This is a genomic window from Anaeromyxobacter paludicola, from assembly GCF_023169965.1.
Taxonomy (GTDB): Bacteria; Myxococcota; Myxococcia; order Myxococcales; family Anaeromyxobacteraceae; genus Anaeromyxobacter_B; species Anaeromyxobacter_B paludicola.
This window is the reverse complement of the sequence record NZ_AP025592.1, coordinates 4,226,489-4,244,442: the sequence shown is the minus strand read 5'-3', so window position 1 is coordinate 4,244,442 and position 17,954 is coordinate 4,226,489. Positions and strand designations below refer to the sequence as shown.

At 74.1% G+C, this 17,954-nt stretch carries 16 protein-coding genes; 9 read left to right on the top strand and 7 right to left on the bottom strand.

Translation table 11 applies throughout. The annotated features are described in order from the left end of the window. Nucleotides 1-188: 188 nt before the first annotated feature. The 3 genes from AMPC_RS18885 to AMPC_RS18875 are packed head-to-tail and all read left to right on the top strand — an operon-like array spanning nt 189 to nt 3,622. Nucleotides 189-1,229, top strand: a complete 1,041-nt coding sequence (locus AMPC_RS18885; RefSeq protein WP_248343092.1) for a CxxxxCH/CxxCH domain c-type cytochrome — start codon at nt 189-191, stop codon at nt 1,227-1,229. A 12-nt stretch (nt 1,230-1,241) separates the two neighbouring features. After that, nucleotides 1,242-2,555, top strand: coding sequence for a hypothetical protein (locus AMPC_RS18880; RefSeq protein ID WP_248343091.1), 1,314 nt, complete (start codon nt 1,242-1,244; stop codon nt 2,553-2,555). Next, nucleotides 2,555-3,622, top strand: coding sequence for a cytochrome c3 family protein (locus tag AMPC_RS18875; protein ID WP_248343090.1), 1,068 nt, complete (start codon nt 2,555-2,557; stop codon nt 3,620-3,622). The genes AMPC_RS18880 and AMPC_RS18875 overlap by 1 nt, the downstream gene beginning before the upstream one ends. 237 nt (nt 3,623-3,859) lie before the next feature. On the opposite strand, the gene mpl is transcribed toward AMPC_RS18875, so the two are convergent. The 3 genes from mpl to AMPC_RS18860 are packed head-to-tail and all read right to left on the bottom strand — an operon-like array spanning nt 3,860 to nt 7,300. Further along, nucleotides 3,860-5,272 (bottom strand): UDP-N-acetylmuramate:L-alanyl-gamma-D-glutamyl-meso-diaminopimelate ligase, encoded by a 1,413-nt coding sequence (gene mpl, locus AMPC_RS18870; RefSeq protein ID WP_248343089.1) that lies wholly within the window; start codon nt 5,270-5,272, stop codon nt 3,860-3,862. A 19-nt stretch (nt 5,273-5,291) separates the two neighbouring features. Continuing rightward, on the bottom strand, nt 5,292-6,386 hold the full coding sequence (locus AMPC_RS18865) for a serine hydrolase domain-containing protein (protein WP_248343088.1): 1,095 nt from the start codon (nt 6,384-6,386) through the stop codon (nt 5,292-5,294). Continuing rightward, complete coding sequence (locus AMPC_RS18860) at nt 6,383-7,300, bottom strand: S66 peptidase family protein (protein ID WP_248343087.1); 918 nt, start codon at nt 7,298-7,300, stop codon at nt 6,383-6,385. Before AMPC_RS18860 ends, AMPC_RS18865 begins: the two co-directional genes overlap by 4 nt. Before the next feature lie 167 nt (nt 7,301-7,467). Here AMPC_RS18860 and acs point away from each other — a divergent pair, with 167 nt between their 5' ends. The 4 genes from acs (at nt 7,468) to AMPC_RS18840 (ending at nt 11,293) form a co-directional block, all read left to right on the top strand. Next, nucleotides 7,468-9,363 (top strand): acetate--CoA ligase, encoded by a 1,896-nt coding sequence (acs, locus tag AMPC_RS18855; RefSeq protein WP_248343086.1) that lies wholly within the window; start codon nt 7,468-7,470, stop codon nt 9,361-9,363. Nucleotides 9,364-9,383: 20 nt separating this feature from the next. Then, nucleotides 9,384-9,824, top strand: a complete 441-nt coding sequence (locus AMPC_RS18850) for an FKBP-type peptidyl-prolyl cis-trans isomerase (RefSeq protein ID WP_404800620.1) — start codon at nt 9,384-9,386, stop codon at nt 9,822-9,824. Nucleotides 9,825-9,928: 104 nt separating this feature from the next. Continuing rightward, on the top strand, nt 9,929-10,567 hold the full coding sequence (gene yfcF, locus AMPC_RS18845) for a glutathione transferase (protein ID WP_248343085.1): 639 nt from the start codon (nt 9,929-9,931) through the stop codon (nt 10,565-10,567). Between the two features lie 33 nt (nt 10,568-10,600). Then, complete coding sequence (locus tag AMPC_RS18840) at nt 10,601-11,293, top strand: hypothetical protein (protein ID WP_248343084.1); 693 nt, start codon at nt 10,601-10,603, stop codon at nt 11,291-11,293. Here AMPC_RS18840 and AMPC_RS18835 read toward each other — a convergent pair. Next, entirely contained in the window at nt 11,250-11,855 is a 606-nt protein-coding gene (locus AMPC_RS18835; RefSeq protein WP_248343083.1) for a hypothetical protein, read from the bottom strand. The two genes, AMPC_RS18840 and AMPC_RS18835, sit on opposite strands and share 44 nt — an antisense overlap. A 144-nt stretch (nt 11,856-11,999) precedes the next feature. On the opposite strand from AMPC_RS18835, the gene AMPC_RS18830 reads away from it, so the two are divergent. After that, nucleotides 12,000-12,476: a hypothetical protein gene (locus tag AMPC_RS18830; protein ID WP_248343082.1), complete on the top strand. Its 477-nt coding sequence runs from the start codon at nt 12,000-12,002 to the stop codon at nt 12,474-12,476. Nucleotides 12,477-12,511: 35 nt separating this feature from the next. Beyond that, the gene (locus AMPC_RS18825) at nt 12,512-14,056 is read left to right on the top strand and encodes a type IV pilus twitching motility protein PilT (RefSeq protein ID WP_248343081.1); all 1,545 of its coding nucleotides are present in this window, start codon (nt 12,512-12,514) and stop codon (nt 14,054-14,056) included. Between the two features lie 17 nt (nt 14,057-14,073). On the opposite strand, the gene AMPC_RS18820 is transcribed toward AMPC_RS18825, so the two are convergent. The 3 genes from AMPC_RS18820 to AMPC_RS18810 all read right to left on the bottom strand — a co-directional run bounded on the left by AMPC_RS18820 (nt 14,074) and on the right by AMPC_RS18810 (nt 17,771). Continuing rightward, nucleotides 14,074-15,528 (bottom strand): B12-binding domain-containing radical SAM protein, encoded by a 1,455-nt coding sequence (locus tag AMPC_RS18820; RefSeq protein WP_248343080.1) that lies wholly within the window; start codon nt 15,526-15,528, stop codon nt 14,074-14,076. Between the two features lie 79 nt (nt 15,529-15,607). Then, a complete protein-coding gene (locus tag AMPC_RS18815; protein ID WP_248343079.1) occupies nt 15,608-16,783 on the bottom strand; it encodes a sensor histidine kinase in 1,176 nt (391 codons plus the stop codon). Between the two features lie 91 nt (nt 16,784-16,874). Beyond that, nucleotides 16,875-17,771 carry a DMT family transporter gene (locus tag AMPC_RS18810; RefSeq protein WP_248343078.1) on the bottom strand — a complete coding sequence of 299 codons (897 nt, stop codon included), beginning with the start codon at nt 17,769-17,771 and terminating at the stop codon, nt 16,875-16,877. Between the last annotated feature and the right edge of the window lie 183 nt (nt 17,772-17,954).

Genomic DNA, 17,954 nt, shown 5'->3' with positions numbered 1-17,954 from the left:
GAGGCGAAGCGCTCGTGCACCCCTTTGTAGCTTTGGAGAAAATCCGGATCCCTTGACCTTGCTCAAGGCGTAATCTTCCGGCGTCGTGCCATCGTCCGCCTCCGAAAAAGGGCGTTCACGCGCCCGGTCCCGGAGCGCCTTTGGCGGGCGTCCAACGCGGTCGCTTCGAGCCTGAGGGAGAGAGAACCATGGGTAGACCTCTGCGAGCGGTCCTGGTCCTCGCGGCCGGACTCGTCGGAGCCGGCTGCGGGTCGAGCCGGGAGACGGTGGTGGCGAACGACCAGACCACCTGCACGACGTGCCACGGGATGCCGCCGGCCACCGGGGCCCACCTCGCGCACGTGGATCCGCTCGGCTCGGGCTCGCCCTCGGGCGCGGTGCTGCAGAAGCCGCTCGACTGCGACAGCTGCCACTTCAAGCCGCACGCCGTGAACGACCCGGGGCACATCGTCCAGGCCAACGGCCAGGCGGTCCCGAAGCCGGCCCAGGTCCGGTTCGACCTCGGGCCCTTCGGGGCGAAGCAGCCGGCGGCCGTGTTCGACCCGGCCACCCGGACCTGCAGCAACGTCTACTGCCACGGCGGCACGGGCGTCAGCGCCGGCGGCATCCTCACCGCGCCCAGGTGGGAGGACCCGCCCAGCTCCGCCGCCTGCGGCACCTGCCACGGCATCCCGCCCACCGACCACGACCCGCGCATCGCGCAGACCGCCTGCGCCAACTGCCACGCGCCCTCGATCACGCCGTTCGGCGCGCTCGATCCGGCCACCCACCTCGACGGCCAGGTGACCCTCGGCACGGGCGTGACCGGCATCCACGCGGCGCACGTGAGCTCCCCGATCTCGCAGGGGCTCGCCTGCACCGAGTGCCACGTCTCGCCGCCCTCCAACGTCTCCATCGACTTCACCGGCAAGCTCGCCGCCACCACCGGGCTCACGCCGGCGTACGACCCGAACACCGGGAAGTGCTCGAGCACCTACTGCCACGGCAACGGCACCACCACGCCGAGCGCGTCGCCGCGCACCGGCCTCGCCTCGACCGGCGGCACCACCAAGACGCCGGTCTGGGTCGCGGACGGCTCGTCGGCCCAGTGCAACACCTGCCACGGCTACCCGCCCACCAACCACGACCCGTCCCAGACCAGCTGCGGCGACTGCCACACCCGCACCGGCGGCACGAACAAGGTCATCAAGGACAAGTCCGCCCACGTCAACGGGATCCTCGACTTCTAAGGAGCGTCGTCCATGCGAATCCGACTTGCGGCAGCCGCCGCCCTCGTCCTCGCTTCGACCGGCGCCCGGGCCGACACGGTCGAGGTGAGCTCCACCACGATGTTGATGGGCCGGCAGGAGTTCCGGCTCCCGGCCAGCACCTCGGTGTCGCAGACCGTGGAGCTGCGGACGGTGGTGCCGCTGCTGGAGCTGCTCAGCCTCTCCGCGCGCGACATCCAGAACCCGGTGGTCGAGAACCTGCAGCTCGAGCTCAGCACCTGGGGCGGGCTGGAGCTCGCCGACCACCGGTGGCAGCCGGGTCTGGGGCAGTCGAGCGACTTCTCGGGCGACCTCGACCTCGCGTACGTCCGCGGCGACCTCTTCTCGCGCGCGCTGACGGTGCGGCTCGGGCGCCAGCACGTGGTCGAGGGCAACGCCCGCATGCTCCACCTCGACGGCGTGGACGCCGCCGTCCGCCTCCCCGCGAACCTCGGCATCTCGGGCTACTTCGGCAAGCCGGTCGCCTCGCGCTTCGACGCGGTCGGCACCGACCGGACCACCAACCCGACCCGCGGCGACTACGCCGGCGGCGGCCGCGTGTCGTACCTGCTCCCGGGCTGGTTCGAGGCCGGCGCCTCCTTCGCCTGGGCCGTCGACCACGGCGAGCTGTCGCGCCAGGACCTCGGCGGCGACCTGCGCATCACGCCGCTCCGCGCGCTCACGCTGAACGGCTTCGTGGACTACAGCCTGTACGAGGCCCGCCTCGCCGAGGGCACCGCGATGGCCACCTGGCAGATGAGCCGCAAGCTGTCGCTGGCGGCCGACTACAGCCACCTCGAGCCCGACCTGTTCCTGCCCCGCGACTCGATCCTGGCGGTCTTCTCGAACGGCAAGCAGGACAACGTGGGCGGCACGATCCACCTCGCGCCCTGCCTGGGCGTGGGGGTGGACGGCATCTACCACGCGCTCTTCGAGCCGGGCGGGACCGGCCACGACGCCCGCCTCAAGGGCACCGTCCACCCGTACAGCCCCTACACCACCGTCGGCGGGGAGCTGCGCTACCTGCACAACACCGACAACGGCTACAGCGAGGCGCGCCTCTTCGGCGGCCAGGAGCTGGGCCGGCTCGCGCTCACGCTCGACCTGCAGGGCTTCTACTTCGAGCAGCGCGTGAACGGCGAGCGCACCAGCCTGCTGGCCACCGCCACGGCCGGCTACGACCTCGGCGGCGGGTTCCGCGCCCAGGTGTCGGCGGCCGGCGGCGCCACCCCCTTCGTCTCCGACCAGCTCGAATTCATGGCCAAGCTCGTCTACAACCAGACCTACCACGTGCGGGAGGTGCGGTGATGAACGCCCGCCAGCTCGTCGTCGCCGCCGCCGCCACCCTGGCGCTCGCCGGCTGCAGCGCCCTCAAGAACCCCGAGCAGCGGTCGGCGAAGGTGGTCTTCCCGCACTCGAAGCACCTCGGCTTCGGCTGCACCGACTGCCACGACGCCATCCAGAAGCAGGCCAAGGTGGCCTGGGACCAGCTCCCGACGGCGGCGAAGTGCGGCGACTGCCACGACACCGCCAAGGAGCCGGCGGTGGCCGCCGCGGCGGCCGGGCTGCGGAAGCCGGCCGACTTCAAGGACAGCAAGATCACCTTCTCGCACGCCGACCACCTGCCCAAGGTGAACAACAAGTGCGAGGGCTGCCACCAGGTGCTCTCGGATCCGGCGCAGAAGTCCTCGGCCACGCCGCCGATGGCCACCTGCACCGCCTGCCACCACCACTCCGAGGAGTTCGCGCAGGCGCGCTGCCAGCCCTGCCACGTGGACCTCAAGAGCTACCCGCTCAAGCCGGTCAGCGCCTTCGCGCACGTGGGCAACTTCCGGAAGGATCACGCCCAGTACGCGCGCAACAGCGCCGCCACCTGCGCCGTCTGCCACGACCAGACCTACTGCGCCCAGTGCCACTCGACCGAGACCCGGCCCATGAAGCCGTCGCTCATCTTCCCGGAGAAGGTGCAGGCCGACTTCATCCACCGCGGCGACTACGTCTCGCGCCACCAGATCGAGGCGAGCGCCGATCCGGCCAGCTGCCGCCGCTGCCACGGCAGCGGCTTCTGCCAGAGCTGCCACGAGGAGCAGCGGCTCTCGAGCGGGAAGAACCTGGGCCAGGCGGGGACGCGCAACCCGCACCCCCGGGGCTGGGTGACCCGCGGCTCGGGTGAGTTCCACGGCACCGCGGCGCGCAACAACATCGTCGCCTGCGCCGCCTGCCACGACCAGGGCGCGGCGTCGATCTGCGCCACCTGCCACCGCGTGGGCGGCATCGGCGGGAACCCGCACCCGGCCGGCTACTCGAGCCAGCACCCGGCGAGCGACATCGCGAAGACGCCGATGTGCCGCGTCTGCCACACGAGCGGGACGTAGCAGCCGGCGAAGGGCCTGAAGCAAGACGCCCCCTGATCCTCCCGGATCAGGGGGCGTTGTCATTATCGCGGGGCATGCTGCCCCGCCCCGCCGGCAGAGCCGTCGGGGCCCCACCCTCCGCTCGCCGGTTCCCTTGCGCTTCGCCTCTGGCGAAGCGCGCCCGGCCTGGAGGGGCTCCGCCCCTCCCCGGCTGCGCCGGGGCCCCTCCCCAGCCACCGTACGCGGAGGCCCCCGGACCTAACTCCCGAGCGCGCTCAGCAGCTTGTCCCAGATGCCCCCGAAGGCGCCGTTGCTCATGGCGACCACCACGTCGCCGGGGCGGGCGTCCTTCGCCACCGCCGCGACCATCTCCTCGACGGTCGCGCAGGCGCGGGCCGGCTGCCCGGCGGCGGTGATCTCGCTCGCCAGCCGCTTCACGTCGAGCCGCTCCGACTCGGGCACCCTGTCGGTGGGCGCCGGGGTGAGGATGAAGACCTCGGCGGCGCTGCCCCAGGCCGACACGTACTCGTGCTGGTGCAGGTTGCGCCGGCTGGTGTTGGAGCGCGGCTCGAAGCAGGCGAGGAGCCGCGCGCCGGGGTAGCGCGAGGCGACCGCCTCGAGGGTCCGGGCCACCGCGGTGGGGTGATGCGCGAAGTCGTCGAGGACCGTCACCCCGCCCGCCTGGCCGCGCACCTCCTGGCGCCGCTTCACCCCGCGGAAGGCGGCGAGCCCGGCGGCGATCTCCTCCGGCGAGAGCCCGAGCGCCGTGGCCGCGGCGGCGACGCCGAGCGCGTTCTCCACGTTGTGCGCCCCGCCGAGCGGGAAGTGCACCCGGGTCAGCTCCCGCCCCTTGCGCACGAGCGCGAAGCGGGCGCCGTCGGCCGAGAGCGCGAGCTCGCGCGCCTCCCAGTCGGCGGGGCGCCCCACCGCGTAGGTCTCGACCGGGCAGCGCGCGCCGCGCGCCAGGCGCAGCACGCTCTCCCAGCCGGCGCAGGCGGCGAGGAACCCGTCCGGCGGCAGGATCTCCACGAAGCGCTCGAAGGCGCTCTCGTAGTGCGCCTCGTCCCGGTAGATGTCGATGTGGTCGAGCTCGCAGCTCGTGAAGATGGCGGTGCGCGGGCGGTAGTGGAGGAACTTGGGGCCCTTGTCGAAGTAGGCGGTGTCGTACTCGTCCCCCTCCACGACGAAGTGGGGGCCGCCGCCCAGCCGGTAGTTGGAGTCGAAGTCGCGGGTGACGCCGCCCACCAGGAACGACGGGTCGCGCCCGGCGTGGTGCAGGAGCGCGCCCATCATGGCGCTGGTGGTCGTCTTCCCGTGCGTCCCCACCACCACCACCCCGTGGCGCGGGCCGATGAACAGATCCCCGAGCGCCTGCGGGAAGGAGACGTGCGGGAGCCCGCGGTCGCGCATGGCCGTGGCCTCGGGGTTGTCCCGGCGCACCACGTTCCCCACCACCACCAGGTCCGGGCGGGCGCGGTCGAGGTTCTCGGGCCGGTAGCCCTGGAGCACGTCGATGCCCCACTTCTCGAGCTGGGTGGACATCGGCGGGTAGACGTTCTGGTCGGAGCCGGTGACCTCGTAGCCGGCGGACTTGAGCATCCCCGCGAACGAGCCCATGCCGGTGCCGGCGACGCCGATGAGGTGGATCCGCTTCACGTTCGAGTAGTCCATGGTCCTTCCCGTCCCGGGCTCAGCCGAGCTGGAGCGCCGCGCCCACCGCGTCGTGGAAGGCGCGGCGGAGGGCGTGGATGCGCGCCCGCTCGGCGCCGCCCGGGTGGCAGTGGTTGGTGAGGAGGGCGCAGGCGAGGCCGGCGTCGAGGTCGAGCCAGAGCGAGGTGCCGGTCCAGCCGAGGTGGCCGACGGCGCCGCGCGGCCCGCGCCCGAGCCGCCGGCCGAGGGTGGTCTCGGGGCCGCTCGGCGTGTCCCAGCCCAGGGCCCGGGCGCTCCCGGGCGCGGCGTCGCGGCGCGCGAAGACGCGGGCGAGCTCGGGCGGGAGCAGGCGGCCGTCGCCGTCGAGCGCGGCGCGCCAGGCCTCGCCGAAGGCGGCCACCTCGGCCGCGCCCGCGAAGAGCCCGGCGTGTCCGGCGACCCCGCCGAGCGCCCAGGCGTTGTCGTCGTCCACCTCGCCCTCGAGCACGCGCCCGCGCGAGGGGGCGAGCCGCGTCGCGGCGAAGCTTCGGGTGGCGCGGCGGGCCTGGGCCGCGGGGTCGGCCGCCGGCAGGAAGGAGGTGTCCCGGAGCCCGAGCGGCGCCGCGACCTCGTCGGCCACGAGCCGGTCGAGCGGCGCGCCGCCGGCGCGCTCCAGGACGAGCTGGAGGGCGAGGAAGCCGAGGTCGCTGTAGACGGCGCGGGCGCCGGGAGGGGCCTCGAGGGGCTCGGCGGCGAGGAGCGCCTCGACGTTCGCGCCGGCCTGCAAGGCCTCCCAGTACGGCCGCCACGCCGGCAGCCCGCTCGCGTGCGCCAGCAGGTGGCGCGGCGTGATGGCGGCCTTGTCGCCGCCGAACCCGGGCAGCCAGCGCGAGGCGGGCGCGTCGAGCTCGAGCCGGCCGGCGGCGACGAGCCGCGCCGCCACGGTGGCGGTGTAGAGCTTCGTGAGCGACGCGAGATCGAAGAGGTCCCCGTCGCCGAGCGGCCGCGGCGTGGGCACGAGGCGCGCCTGTCCGAGGGCCTCGGCGTGGAGCACCTCGCCGCGGCGGACGACGACGGCGGCGATCCCCGGCGCGAGCCCCTCCCGCTGGCCCGCCGCGAGCGCCCCGGAGACCTCGGGCAGCCGCGGTGCCGTCACCCCGCCGCTCCGAGCAGCTCGAGCCGGGGCGCGCCGCCCTCGCCCGCGGCCGGCGCGACGAGCCGGGCGGGCGCGCCGAGCGTCAGCGCGAAGTTCCGGTCGTCGTGGCCCGCCGGGATCCCCTCGACGGCGGGCACCCCGAGCGCCCGGGCGTGCGCCCGCAGGACCTCGGCCGCGCTCGCGCCGGGAGGCTCGCTCGCCCGGTCGCAGTCGAGGAGCTGGCCGACGGCGATCCCGGCCACCCCCTCGAGCGCCCCCGCGAGGGCGAGGTGGGTGAGGTAGCGGTCGAGCTTGTAGGGCTTCTCCCCCACGTCCTCGAGGAAGAGCACCGCCCCGGCGAGGCGCGGCTGCCACGGGGTGCCGCAGAGGTGCGAGAGGAGCGTCAGCGAGCCCCCGCGGAGCGGCCCCTCGACCGTGCCGGGCACCACCGTGGCGCTCGCCTCGACCACCGCCCGGCCCGCCCCGAAGAGCAGGTCGCGCAGGTGCTCGCGCGCCGCGACCGGGAGCCGGGCGAGCTGGCCGACCATGGGACCGTGCAGCGTCACCAGCCCCGCCTGGTTCAGCGCGGCGTGCAGCGCGGTCACGTCGGAGAGGCCGATCACCCACTTCGGCCGGGCGAGCAGCGGGGTTGGGTCGAGCCCCGGCAGGAGCCGCATCGCCCCGTAGCCGCCCCGCACGCACCAGACGGCCCTCGCCTCCGGGTCCTCGCAGGCCTCCCGCCACTCGGCGGCGCGGCGGGCGTCGTCCCCGGCCAGGAAGCCGCTGCGGGCGAAGACGTCGTCGCGGAAGCGGGGGCGCAGCCCGAGCTCCCGGAGCACGCCCAGGCCGGCCTCGAAGGCGCCGCGATCGAAGGGGCTCGAGGGGGCGACGAGGCGGACGACGTCGCCGGGGGCGAGGGCGCTGGGCCGGATCACGGGCGCGAAGATAACCGCGCCGGCCCGGCGGGTCGAGGTTCGCGGCCGGCGCGGCCCGGCGCCCGGCCGCTCCCTCCGGGACCTCATTGGTCGTTGACTGGGAGGAAGCGCCCGCCTACCAACGAATTTCGCCCTTTTCTCCCAATCCCCCGTCCGCGGAGCGCGCGATGAGCGACAAGCAGAGCCTCGAAGGAGAGGTCTTCTACCCGTCCCCGGAGGTGATCGAGCAGGCGCGCATCAAGGACTGGGAGGCGGTGGCGCGCCGCGCCGAGGCCGACCTCGAGGGCTTCTGGGCCCAGGAGGCGGCCGAGCTCGAGTGGTACCAGCGCTGGGAGAAGGTGCTCGACGACTCGAACAAGCCCTTCTTCCGCTGGTTCGCCGGGGCCAAGACCAACATCGTCCACAACGCCCTCGACCGGCACCAGAAGACCTACCGGAAGAACAAGCTCTCGCTCGTCTGGGTGGGCGAGAAGGGCGAGGTCCGGACCTACTCGTACTTCGCGCTCAACCGCGACGTCTGCAAGTTCGCCAACGTCCTCAAGGCGATGGGCGTGAAGAAGGGCGACCGGGTCACGATCTACATGCCCCGTATCCCCGAGATCGTGATCGCCATGCTCGCCACCGCCAAGGTGGGCGCGGTCCACTCGGTGGTCTACGGCGGGTTCAGCGTGGACGCGCTGCAGGGCCGGATCGAGGACTCCGAGTCGAAGGTGGTCGTCACCGCCGACGGCGGGTTCATGAACGGCAAGGTGGTGGAGCTCAAGAAGACGGTGGACGAGGCGGTCCGGCGCTGCCCCACGGTCGAGACGGTCATCACCGTGCAGCGGACCCACCACGAGATCCGGATGGAGCCGGGCCGCGACTACTGGTACCACGAGCTCATGAAGCTGCCGCTCGCGAGCGGCCACTGCGCGACGGAGGTGATGGACGCCTCCGACCCGCTCTACATCCTCTACACCTCGGGCACCACCGGGCAGCCGAAGGGGATCATCCACGCCCACGGCGGCTACATGGTGGGCGTCTACTCCACGCTCAAGTACGTCTTCGACCTCAAGGACGAGGACCGCTGGTGGTGCGCCGCCGATCCGGGCTGGGTGACCGGCCACTCGTACATCGTCTACGGCCCGCTGCTCATGGGCGCGACCACCTTCATGTACGAGGGGGCGCCGACCTACCCGTACCCGAACCGCTGGTGGTCGCTGGTCGAGAAGTACGGCATCACCGTGCTCTACACCGCGCCCACCGCCATCCGCGGGCTGATGCGCTTCGGCGAGAGCTGGCCCAACCGCCACGACCTCTCCTCCCTGCGGCTCCTCGGCTCGGTGGGCGAGCCCATCAACCCGGAGGCGTGGAGGTGGTACCACCGCGTCATCGGCAAGGGGCGCTGCCCGATCATGGACACCTGGTGGCAGACCGAGACCGGCATGTTCATGATCACGCCCACGCCGAGCGTGCCGCTCAAGCCCGGCTCGGGGACGCGGCCGTTCTTCGGCCAGAAGGCGGAGATCCTCGACGACCAGGGCAACCCGGTGCCGGACGGCGAGGAGGGCTACCTCGTCCTCAGGAACCCCTGGCCGGCGATGATGACCACCATCTTCAAGGACCCGGACCGGATGGTGAAGCAGTACTGGTCGAAGTACCCGGGGAAGTACCAGGCCGGCGACGCCGCCAAGCGGGACAAGGACGGCTACTTCTGGATCATCGGCCGCACCGACGACGTCATCAAGGTCTCCGGGTACCGGCTCGGCACCGCGGAGATCGAGAGCGCGCTGGTGGCCCACCCGGCCATCGCCGAGGCCGCCGTGATCGGCCTGCCGCACGAGGTGAAGGGGCAGTCGATCCACTGCTACTGCCTCCTGCGCCAGGGCTTCAAGCCGTCGGAGGACCTCGCCGACGAGGTGAAGAACCACGTGGCGCAGCACATGGGCCCCATCGTGCGGCCGGAGAAGGTGGTCTTCGTCGAAAGCTTGCCCAAGACCCGCTCCGGAAAGATCATGCGGCGCGTCCTCAAGGCGCGCGCCCAGGGCCTGCCCGAGGGCGACGTCTCCACGCTCGAAGAGTGAGCCTCACCGGAAGGAACCCCATGCGCCGACTCATCGCCCTCGCCGCCGCCGTCCTCGTCACCCTCCCCGCGCTCGCCCGCGCCGCCGCCGACTCGGCCATCGACGCCGCCGCCAAGGAGAAGGGCGCCGTGAAGACCGGCTCCGGCCTGGTGTACCTCTCCGTCAAGGAGGGCACCGGCCCGAGCCCCACCGCCAAGGACACCGTCAAGGTGCACTACGAGGGCAAGCTCCCCGACGGGAAGGTCTTCGACAGCTCCTACCAGCGCGGCGAGCCGGCCGAGTTCCCGCTCAACCAGGTCATCCCCTGCTGGACCGAGGGCGTGCAGAAGATGAAGGTCGGCGGGGTGGCGAAGCTCACCTGCCCGTCCACCATCGCCTACGGCCCCCGCGGCGCCCCGCCGGTCATCCCGCCGTACGCCACGCTCATCTTCAAGGTCGAGCTGCTCGGCGTGAAGAAGTAGGCCGGGAGCGCCGGCCCCCGGCCGGACGTCGTCTGAGCGGGGGCGCATGGCGAGAGCCGTCCGCCCCCGCTCCTTTTTTCGCCCCGCAACGCAGGAGGAAGGTCATGTCCGAGCTGGTCCTGTACGGCGACGCCAACTGGCACAGCCCCTACGCGTTCTCGTGCTACGTCGCGCTGCGCGAGAAGGGGCTCCCGTTCGAGTACCGCACCCTCTCGCTCGAGGCCGGCGAGCACCGGGCGCCCGACTACCAGCGCGAGTCGCTCACCGGGCGCGTGCCGGCCCTGCGCCACGGCGAGTTCTGGCTCTCCGAGTCGTCCGCCATCGACGAGTACCTGGAGGACGTCTTCCCGCCGCCCGGCCACGCCGGGCTCTACCCGGCGGAGCCGCGCCAGCGGGCCCGGGCGCGCCAGCTCCAGGCCTTCCTGCGCAGCGATCTCCTGCCGCTCCGGGTGGAGCGCCCCACCTCGACCGTCTTCGGCCGCGAGGCGGTCGAGCCGCTCACGCCCGCCGGCGAGGAGGCGGCGCGGAGGCTCGTGGCCGCGGCGGAGCGGCTCCTCTCGCCCGGCGCCGCCGCCCTGTTCGGCGACTTCGGCATCGCCGACGCCGACCTCGCGCTGATGCTCCAGCGGCTCGCCGCGAACGGCGATCCGCTGCCGGAGCGGCTCCTCGGCTACGCCGCCGGGATCTGGCAGCGCCCGTCGGTGAAGGGGTTCATCGCCCGCGAGCTGCCCCCGGGCCGGTAGCCCGGGACCCTGCCGCCGCGCCATCCTCCCGCCGTGGACCGCCCGCGCCCGCCTCGCGCCGCCGCCCTCGCCTGCGCCGCCGCGCTCGCCTGCGCCGCCGCGCTAGCCGGCTGCGGCCACGCCGCGCCCGTCACCCGCTTCCGGCCGGCCGCGGGGGGCGCGCCCGGCGACGCGGCGTCGGGCGAGGCGGCCGGGGCGCGCCTCCTCGCCCGCGCCGGTGGCTGGCACGGCTGGCCCGCCGACCTCGAGGAGCGGCTCACGCCGGTCTGGATCCGGCTCGAGAACCGGAGCCCGCGGGTGCTGCGGGTCGGCTACGAGGACCTCCGGCTCGAGACCGGCGACGGAGGGGCGTCCATCGCCCTGCCGCCGGAGGCGGTGAGCTACCTGCTCGGCCTGAAGGCGCAGGCGCCCTCCCCGGCGTTCCCACCGTCCGCGCCGCCCGGCCTCGTCGGGGCGCCCCCGGCCGCGGCGGCGCGCCCGAGCTCGCTCCCCACCCCGGAGGCCGACGCGCTGCCGCTCGACGCGCAGCTCCCGCCAGGCGGCACGCTCGAGGGGACGGTGTTCTTCCGCGCCGCCGCGACGCGGCTCGAGCGGATCGAGCTGCGGGCCGAGCTCGTCGAGGACGGCACCGGCGAGCGGCTGGGGCGGATCCGGCTCGCGTTCGACCGCGCCGGCCCGGGCGCTACGCCTCCACCTGCGCCCGCAGCTCCACCGCCAGGGCGTTGAGCGCCTCGGCCTGCTCGGCCACCTGGCGCGTCACCCGGGCCGCGTCCTCCACCGTGAGGAAGATCCCGTTCATCGAGCGCAGCACGCGGTCGATGCCCTGGTCCTGCTGCTGCGCCACGGTGGCGATCTCGCGGGCCGCGGAGGAGGAGTCGCGCAGCGCCTGGGTGAGCCGGCGGATGGTCTCCGCGGCCTCGGGCGAGTCGGTGGCGCGCCGGCCGCCCTCCACCCCCTGCAGCGCCGAGAGCGAGTGGAGCGCCAGCCCCACCACCGACTCCGCCGTCAGCGCGGCGCGCATGGCGGTGTGCGAGAGGAGCCCCATGGTCTCGGTCGCCTCCTTCACCGAGCCGGCGGCGTGGGCGCTGCGCTCGCCGTAGGCGGCGACGCTCGCGAGGATGGCGTGCGCGGCCGCGCCCAGCGCGTCGGCGGTCGCGAGCAGCCGCTCGGCCCGCCCGCGGCGGAGCGCGGCCTCGCGCCGGCCGAGGAGGAAGCCTCCGGCGCCGGCCGCGATGGCGACGAAGAGGGACAGGGCGGCGCCCGCCGCCCCCGGTGGAATCGCGGACATCCGGCTGACCTCGCTGCGGGGAGGCGCACATTCTCGCCCATGCGGCGCGCCTTGACCAGCCGGACCCACCTCGCGCGCGGAAACGGCGGCCGGCGCATTCCGCCGCTCGCCCCCGCGCGGCCGGGCGTGCGAGGATGGCGGGGCATGACGGAAGAGCTCAGGGTGCCCAAGCGGAAGGTGCCGGTCGAGGTCGGGCTCTCGGGCGGGGGGACGCGGCGGGTGGCGGTGTTCCTGGCGGAGTACGCCTCGCACCACACCGGCGCGGAGCGGCTCGGGGACCTCCTCAACGGCGAGGGCGAGTTCATCCCCGCGCTCGACGAGGAGGCGAAGGCGATGACCTTCGTGAACCGCGCCGGGGTGGCCTTCGCGCGCGTCTCGCGGGCCGTCGAGGCCGGCGGCGACGGCGAGCTCACCATCCCCACCGAGCACACCGTCGAGGTGGCGCTCGTGGACGGGCGGACGCTGCGCGGGCTGGTGAGCTACGTGCTGCCGCCGGAGCGCTCGCGCCTCGTGGACTACCTCAACGACGGCCCGCCGTTCTTCCCGCTGCTCGAGGCGGACGCGGTGGTGCTCGTGAACCGCCGGCTCGTCTCCCGGGTCGTCGCCCTCCGGGATCCCTGACCCGCCGCCCCACCGCTCCAGGACCACCCCCGCTCATGGCCAGGCTCGACCCGTTCTTCGATCGTCTCCAGCAGTCCCCCGCCGCCGAGCTGCTCTTCGAGAGCGGCGCCGGCGCGCTCCTCCAGCTCCCCGGCGCGGCGCCCCAGCGGCTCATCCAGCAGCCGCTCACGACCGCGCAGATCGCCGGCGCCTTCTCCGAGCTGGTCCCGCCCGAGCTGCGAGCCGGCTTCCCGCAGCCGGGGCTCACCACCTTCACGCACCGCGCGCCGGCCGGGCCGGTGCAGGTGACGGTCGAGAACTCGGGGGTGTCGCTCCGGGTCACCGTGGTGGCCGGCGCGGACGCGGCGGAGGAGCTCGCCGCCGCCAACGACCCCGACGACGGCGCGGACCTGGCCGGCGCCGCGGGCGCCCCCGCGCCCGAGCTCGCGGCGCCGCCCGCGGCCGCGCCGGCGCGGGCCTTCCCCGAGGCGCGGGCCGGGGACGCCGGCGAGCCGCGCCAGGCCATGGAGGCGCTCCTCCAGCTTATGCTCGAGCGGCGCGCCAGCGACCTCCACCTCACGAGCGGCTGCCGCCCGATGCTGCGCGTGGACGGCGACATCACCGTCCTCCAGGACCTCGCGCCGCTGCCGCACGAGCGGCTCAAGGAGCTGCTGTTCTCGATCGCGCCGGAGCGCAACCGGGAGGAGTGGGAGCGGCGCAAGGACACCGACTTCGCCCACGAGAACCCGGACGCGCGCTTCCGCGTCAACGTCTTCGCCGACCGCTCCGGCATCGGGGCGGTGATGCGCCAGATCCCGGCCAAGATCCTGTCTGCCGAGGACATGGGGCTCTCGAAGCACATCCTCGACCTCTGCTACCTGACGAAGGGGCTCGTGCTCGTCACCGGGCCGACCGGCTCGGGCAAGTCCACCACCCTCGCGGCGATGATCGACTTCATCAACCGCAACCGCGAGGACCACATCATCACCATCGAGGATCCGATCGAGTTCGTGCACCCCAACAAGCGCTGCCTCGTGAACCAGCGCGAGATCGGGGTGCACACCGACGGCTTCAAGAGCGCGCTCCGGGCCGCGCTCCGCGAGGATCCGGACATCGTCCTCGTGGGCGAGCTGCGCGACCTCGAGACCATCGCCATCGCCATCGAGACCGCCGAGACCGGCCACCTCGTCTTCGGCACCCTGCACACCAACACCGCGCCGTCCACGGTGGATCGGATCATCGACCAGTTCCCCACCGACCGGCAGGCCCAGATCCGGATGATGCTGTCGGAGTCGCTGAAGGGCGTCATCGCCCAGACGCTCTGCAAGAAGATCGGCGGCGGCCGCGCCGCGGCGCAGGAGGTGCTGCTCTGCCCCTCGTCGGTCTCGAACCTCATCCGCGAGGGCAAGACCTTCCAGATCCCGAGCGTCATGCAGACCGCCCGGGGCCAGGGGATGGTCACCCTCAACGACGCCCTCTTCGAGCTCGTGAAGGCGAAGAAGGTCGAGCCCAAGGAGGCCTGGATGAAGGCGGTCGCCAAGTCCGAGTTCAAGGCGCTGCTCGACCGCGGCGGGTTCCCGCTGGAGCTCGCCGGGGCGTAGCCGCCGCCGGACCGGCGCTAGGCGTCGCCGCGGTGCATCCTCGGCATCTTCAGGCCGAGGAAGGAGAAGTGCTGGCGGTAGCCCTTCATCATGGCCCGGAACGCGCTCAGCATGTAGCGCCGCTTGAAGCCGTCGGGCAGCGCGACGATCTGGGGCATCTTCCGGGCGTAGAACTCCATGTAGCACCGGCCCAGCGCCACCGAGACGTCCTCGAGCGACAGCTCGAACGGCTCGACGATGGGCGTCGCCAGGTTGTACTTCGACCAGTCGGTGACCCGGATCCGGTCCTTCATCTGCGCGTGGATGGGCGTGAAGGGCATCGGGGTCAGCACCGGGAAGACCGCGATGTCCGGATCGACCCGGATCGCCTCGGCGATGGTCCGCTCCACCGAGGCCCAGGTCTCGGTGGGGCCGCCGATCATGAACGACGCCTCGGTGACGATGTCGTGCGCGCGCGCCAGGTCCACGGCCCGCTTGTTCACGTCCACGGTGGTGCCCTTGTTCAGGCTGACGAGCATCTCGTCCGAGCTGCCCTCCGCGCCGAGGTACATGTGGATCACGCCCGCGTCCCGGTACTTGGGGAGGAGGGCCTCGTCCCGCAGCACGTCCTCCACGCGCGTCTCCATGAGGAGCTTCACCGGGAGCCGCGCGGCGATGAGCAGGTCGAGGATCCGCTCCCAGCGCTCGCGGTCGTGGGTCGGGTACGGGTCGATGAGCGTGATGAACTCCACGCCGTGGACGTGGACCAGCTCGCGCACCTCGCGCAGCACGTCCTCCGGGTGCCGCGCGCGCCAGTCGCCCCGCCAGAACTGGCGGTGGCTGCAGAACGAGCAGCCCATCATGCAGCCGCGCGAGGTGAGCATGGCCGCCATGCGCCCGTAGGGCTCCACCTTGTAGTGGTAGTCCCGCCAGTCCACGAGGTGCCAGGCCGGCCGCAGCGCGTCGAGCTCGGCGACGTGCGGCCGGAGCGGCGTGGCGACCACCTCGCCGCCCCGGCGGAAGGCGATGCCCTGCACGCCGTCGAGCCCGCCGGACGGCAGCAGCGGCACCAGCTCGGCGAAGGTCTCCTCCACCTCCCCCCGGAGCACCACGTCCACCCGGTTGGCCGGGTCCTTCAGGATCTCGGAGAACAGGAAGGTGGGGAGCGGGCCGCCCAGGACGGTCGTGACCCGGGGGTCGAGCTCCTTGGCGAGCCGGAGGGTCTCGAGGGCCGCCGGCACCGTCGCCGTGCTGATGGCCCCGGTGACCGGGAGGAAGTCGAAGGTCACCACCACGTCCGGCCGGTACGACGCGAGCTCGGCACGCACCTCGTCGAAGGTGGTCCCCTTGCTCATGGCGTCGTAGATGCGCGCCTCGCACCCGGCGCGCTCGGCCGCGGCCGCCAGGTACGCGATCTGCAATGGGGGCCAGGTGCCGATCACCTGGACACCCCAGCAGTCGTAGGGCGGGACGACGAAGAGGACCCTGCTCATGCCGTGGCTGCTCCCTCGGGCGGGGGCCGGCAGCTGGCCTGCCGAGCCCTTTTAGGGTCATACCACGACCGGTGGCCCGCTAGGCAGGGCGGGCCGGCGCGCGGCGAGGGAGCACCAGCTCGAACCAGGTCCCCTCCCCGGCCGCGCTGCTGAACCCGACGCGCCCGCCGAGGAGCTGCTCGCCGAAGAGCTTCATCGACCAGGTCCCCTGCCCGCGCCCCTCGCCCGGCTTGGTGGTGAAGTGGCGCTGGAAGATCCGCGGCGCCACCGCGGCCGGGACCGCGCCCGCGTTCCAGACCCGGAACGCGATCGACTCGGGCCCGGCGAGGGCGACGAGCCGGACCAGGCCGCCAGGCCGGGTGGCCTCGAGGGCGTTCACGAGCATGTTCGCGAGCACGTGCTGGAGCGGCACCGGATCGGTGACCACCTCCTCGCCCTCGGCCGCGGGCTCGACCGTCACCGTCTTGCCGGCCGCCGCGGGGTGGCCGGCCGCGGCCCGCCGCGCCAGCTCCAGGGCGGCCGCGACCCCGACCGCGGCGCGGCTCGCGACGTACCCCTCGGCGCCCCCGTCGAGCAGCGCCCGGTGGAGGCGCACCTCGGCCACGAGCTGGTGGCTGAGCAGCTGGACGTCGGCCGCGGCCGGCCCCGGCGCGCCGCCGCGGTCGAGGGCCCCGGTCGCGCCCTCCAGCCCGACGGCGAGGTTGGCGAGGTCGTGCAGGAGCACCCGCTGCACGTACGCCCGCTGGACGTCGCGGGTGACGTCGGTGAAGCTCACGAGCTGGAACCCCTGCGCGCCGTCGAGCTCCAGGGGCGCGGCGCGGACCCGGAAGGCGCGCTCCTCGGCGCGCCCGTCCCATCGGCGCGCCAGGTGGCAGAGCCGCTCCTCGACCTTCCCGCCGCGGTGGGAGACGAGCAGGGCCGCGGCGAGGCCGCAGCTCGCGCAGGCGGCGCCCGTCCCGCACCCGTCGGGCCCCTCGTCGGCGTGCGCGCAGGAGAGCGACTCGCCCGGCCGGAGCCCCAGCGCCTCCGACGGATCCTGGAACCCCAGGAGCTCGAGGTAGGCGCCGTTCAGCGTGACGATCTGCCGGTTCCCGTCGATCACGGCGGCGGCGCTCCCGATCGAGCGCAGCACCGCCGTGATCACCGGGCTCGCGGCGGCGCGCGCCACCTCCGACGCCAGGTCGCCGGGAGCGGTCCGTCCCGCGGGCAGGTACCGCGTCTCGGCGCGACCGCGACCCCACGGGATCCTGATCATGGCCCGGAGCGTAGCACCGGAGGCGCGCGGCGAGTACGGCCGGGACCGCGGGCGCCCCTCCCCCGTGGCCCCGAGGCGGCGCCGACCCCCTTCAGCGCCGCCGCAGGGTGAGCGCGATCCCGGCCAGGATGGCGGCGCCGGACGCGGCGACGCGCGGCGTCAGCCGCTCGCCCAGGAAGGCGGTCGCACCCAGGCCGGCCAGCACCGGGACCGCCAGCTGGACGGCCGCGGCGCGGGTGGCGCCGAGCGCGGGCACCACCGCGTACCAGAGGCTGTACCCGGCCCCCGAGGCGAGCGCGCCCGAGGCGGAGGCGAGCAGGACGCCCGGCCAGCTCAGGGTGAGCTCGCCGTGCAGCGCGGCGCTCACCGCGACCGCGAACGGCAAGGCGCGCAGGAAGTTGTCGGCGTTCTTGGCCACGGGATCGCCGTCCGACCGGCCCAGGAGCGAGTACGCGCCCCAGGCGGCGCCGGCCACGACCATGAGCAGCGCCGGGGCGAGCGGCGGCGCGCTGGCCCCCGGGAGCCCGAGCGAGGCCAGCCCCGCGAGCGCCACCCCGAGCCCGAGCCACTGGACCGCGCCGGGCCGGGCGCCGCGGGCCACGCTCCACCCGACCATGGTGACCTGCACCGCGCCGAAGAGGAGGAGCGCGCCGACCCCGGCGCCCATCCGGACGTAGGCCAGCGAGAAGGCGACGGCGTAGGCCACGAGCGCCACCGCGGCCGCGAGGCTCCCGCCGCGCGGGCGCTCGCGCCGCCGCGCCACGGCGATGAGCGTCAGGGCGGCGGCGCCGGAGAGGAGCCGGACGGTGGTGAAGGTGGCCGCGTCCAGGAGGCGGGGCCGGAGCGCGGCCCGGCAGAGGAGCGAGTTCCCGGCGAAGCAGACCAGCGTCGCCGCCGTGAGCGCGAAGGTGCGCCAGGGCGGCGGTGAGGCCGCCCGGGGGCCGCCAGGGCGGGCCGGCGCCGTCGCTCGCGTCTCGGTGAGGCTCATCGGCTCCCCCGCGCCTTCCAGGACCGTGGCGGGACCGGCCGCGCGCCGGGTGGCCGACTCGGGGCGGCCCGCTCCGCTCGGCGCCGGGCGAGTGCCCCGCCCGGCGGTGATTCCCGGACGCGTGGCGCGGCGCCGGTGACGCCTCCGGGCACTGGAGAGCGACCCGGCGAGCGAGTTCTAGCG

What these genes read in the sequence shown, in the direction of transcription:
- AMPC_RS18830 (WP_248343082.1), top strand. Translation starts at nt 12,000, where the DNA reads ATGACGGAAGAGCTCAGGGTGCCCAAGCGGAAGGTGCCGGTCGAGGTC.
- AMPC_RS18875 (WP_248343090.1), top strand. Translation starts at nt 2,555, where the DNA reads ATGAACGCCCGCCAGCTCGTCGTCGCCGCCGCCGCCACCCTGGCGCTC.
- acs (WP_248343086.1), top strand. Translation starts at nt 7,468, where the DNA reads ATGAGCGACAAGCAGAGCCTCGAAGGAGAGGTCTTCTACCCGTCCCCG.
- AMPC_RS18815 (WP_248343079.1), bottom strand. Translation starts at nt 16,783, where the DNA reads ATGATCAGGATCCCGTGGGGTCGCGGTCGCGCCGAGACGCGGTACCTG.
- AMPC_RS18820 (WP_248343080.1), bottom strand. Translation starts at nt 15,528, where the DNA reads ATGAGCAGGGTCCTCTTCGTCGTCCCGCCCTACGACTGCTGGGGTGTC.
- AMPC_RS18810 (WP_248343078.1), bottom strand. Translation starts at nt 17,771, where the DNA reads ATGAGCCTCACCGAGACGCGAGCGACGGCGCCGGCCCGCCCTGGCGGC.
- AMPC_RS18885 (WP_248343092.1), top strand. Translation starts at nt 189, where the DNA reads ATGGGTAGACCTCTGCGAGCGGTCCTGGTCCTCGCGGCCGGACTCGTC.
- AMPC_RS18825 (WP_248343081.1), top strand. Translation starts at nt 12,512, where the DNA reads ATGGCCAGGCTCGACCCGTTCTTCGATCGTCTCCAGCAGTCCCCCGCC.
- AMPC_RS18880 (WP_248343091.1), top strand. Translation starts at nt 1,242, where the DNA reads ATGCGAATCCGACTTGCGGCAGCCGCCGCCCTCGTCCTCGCTTCGACC.
- yfcF (WP_248343085.1), top strand. Translation starts at nt 9,929, where the DNA reads ATGTCCGAGCTGGTCCTGTACGGCGACGCCAACTGGCACAGCCCCTAC.
- mpl (WP_248343089.1), bottom strand. Translation starts at nt 5,272, where the DNA reads ATGGACTACTCGAACGTGAAGCGGATCCACCTCATCGGCGTCGCCGGC.
- AMPC_RS18835 (WP_248343083.1), bottom strand. Translation starts at nt 11,855, where the DNA reads ATGTCCGCGATTCCACCGGGGGCGGCGGGCGCCGCCCTGTCCCTCTTC.
- AMPC_RS18850 (WP_404800620.1), top strand. Translation starts at nt 9,384, where the DNA reads ATGCGCCGACTCATCGCCCTCGCCGCCGCCGTCCTCGTCACCCTCCCC.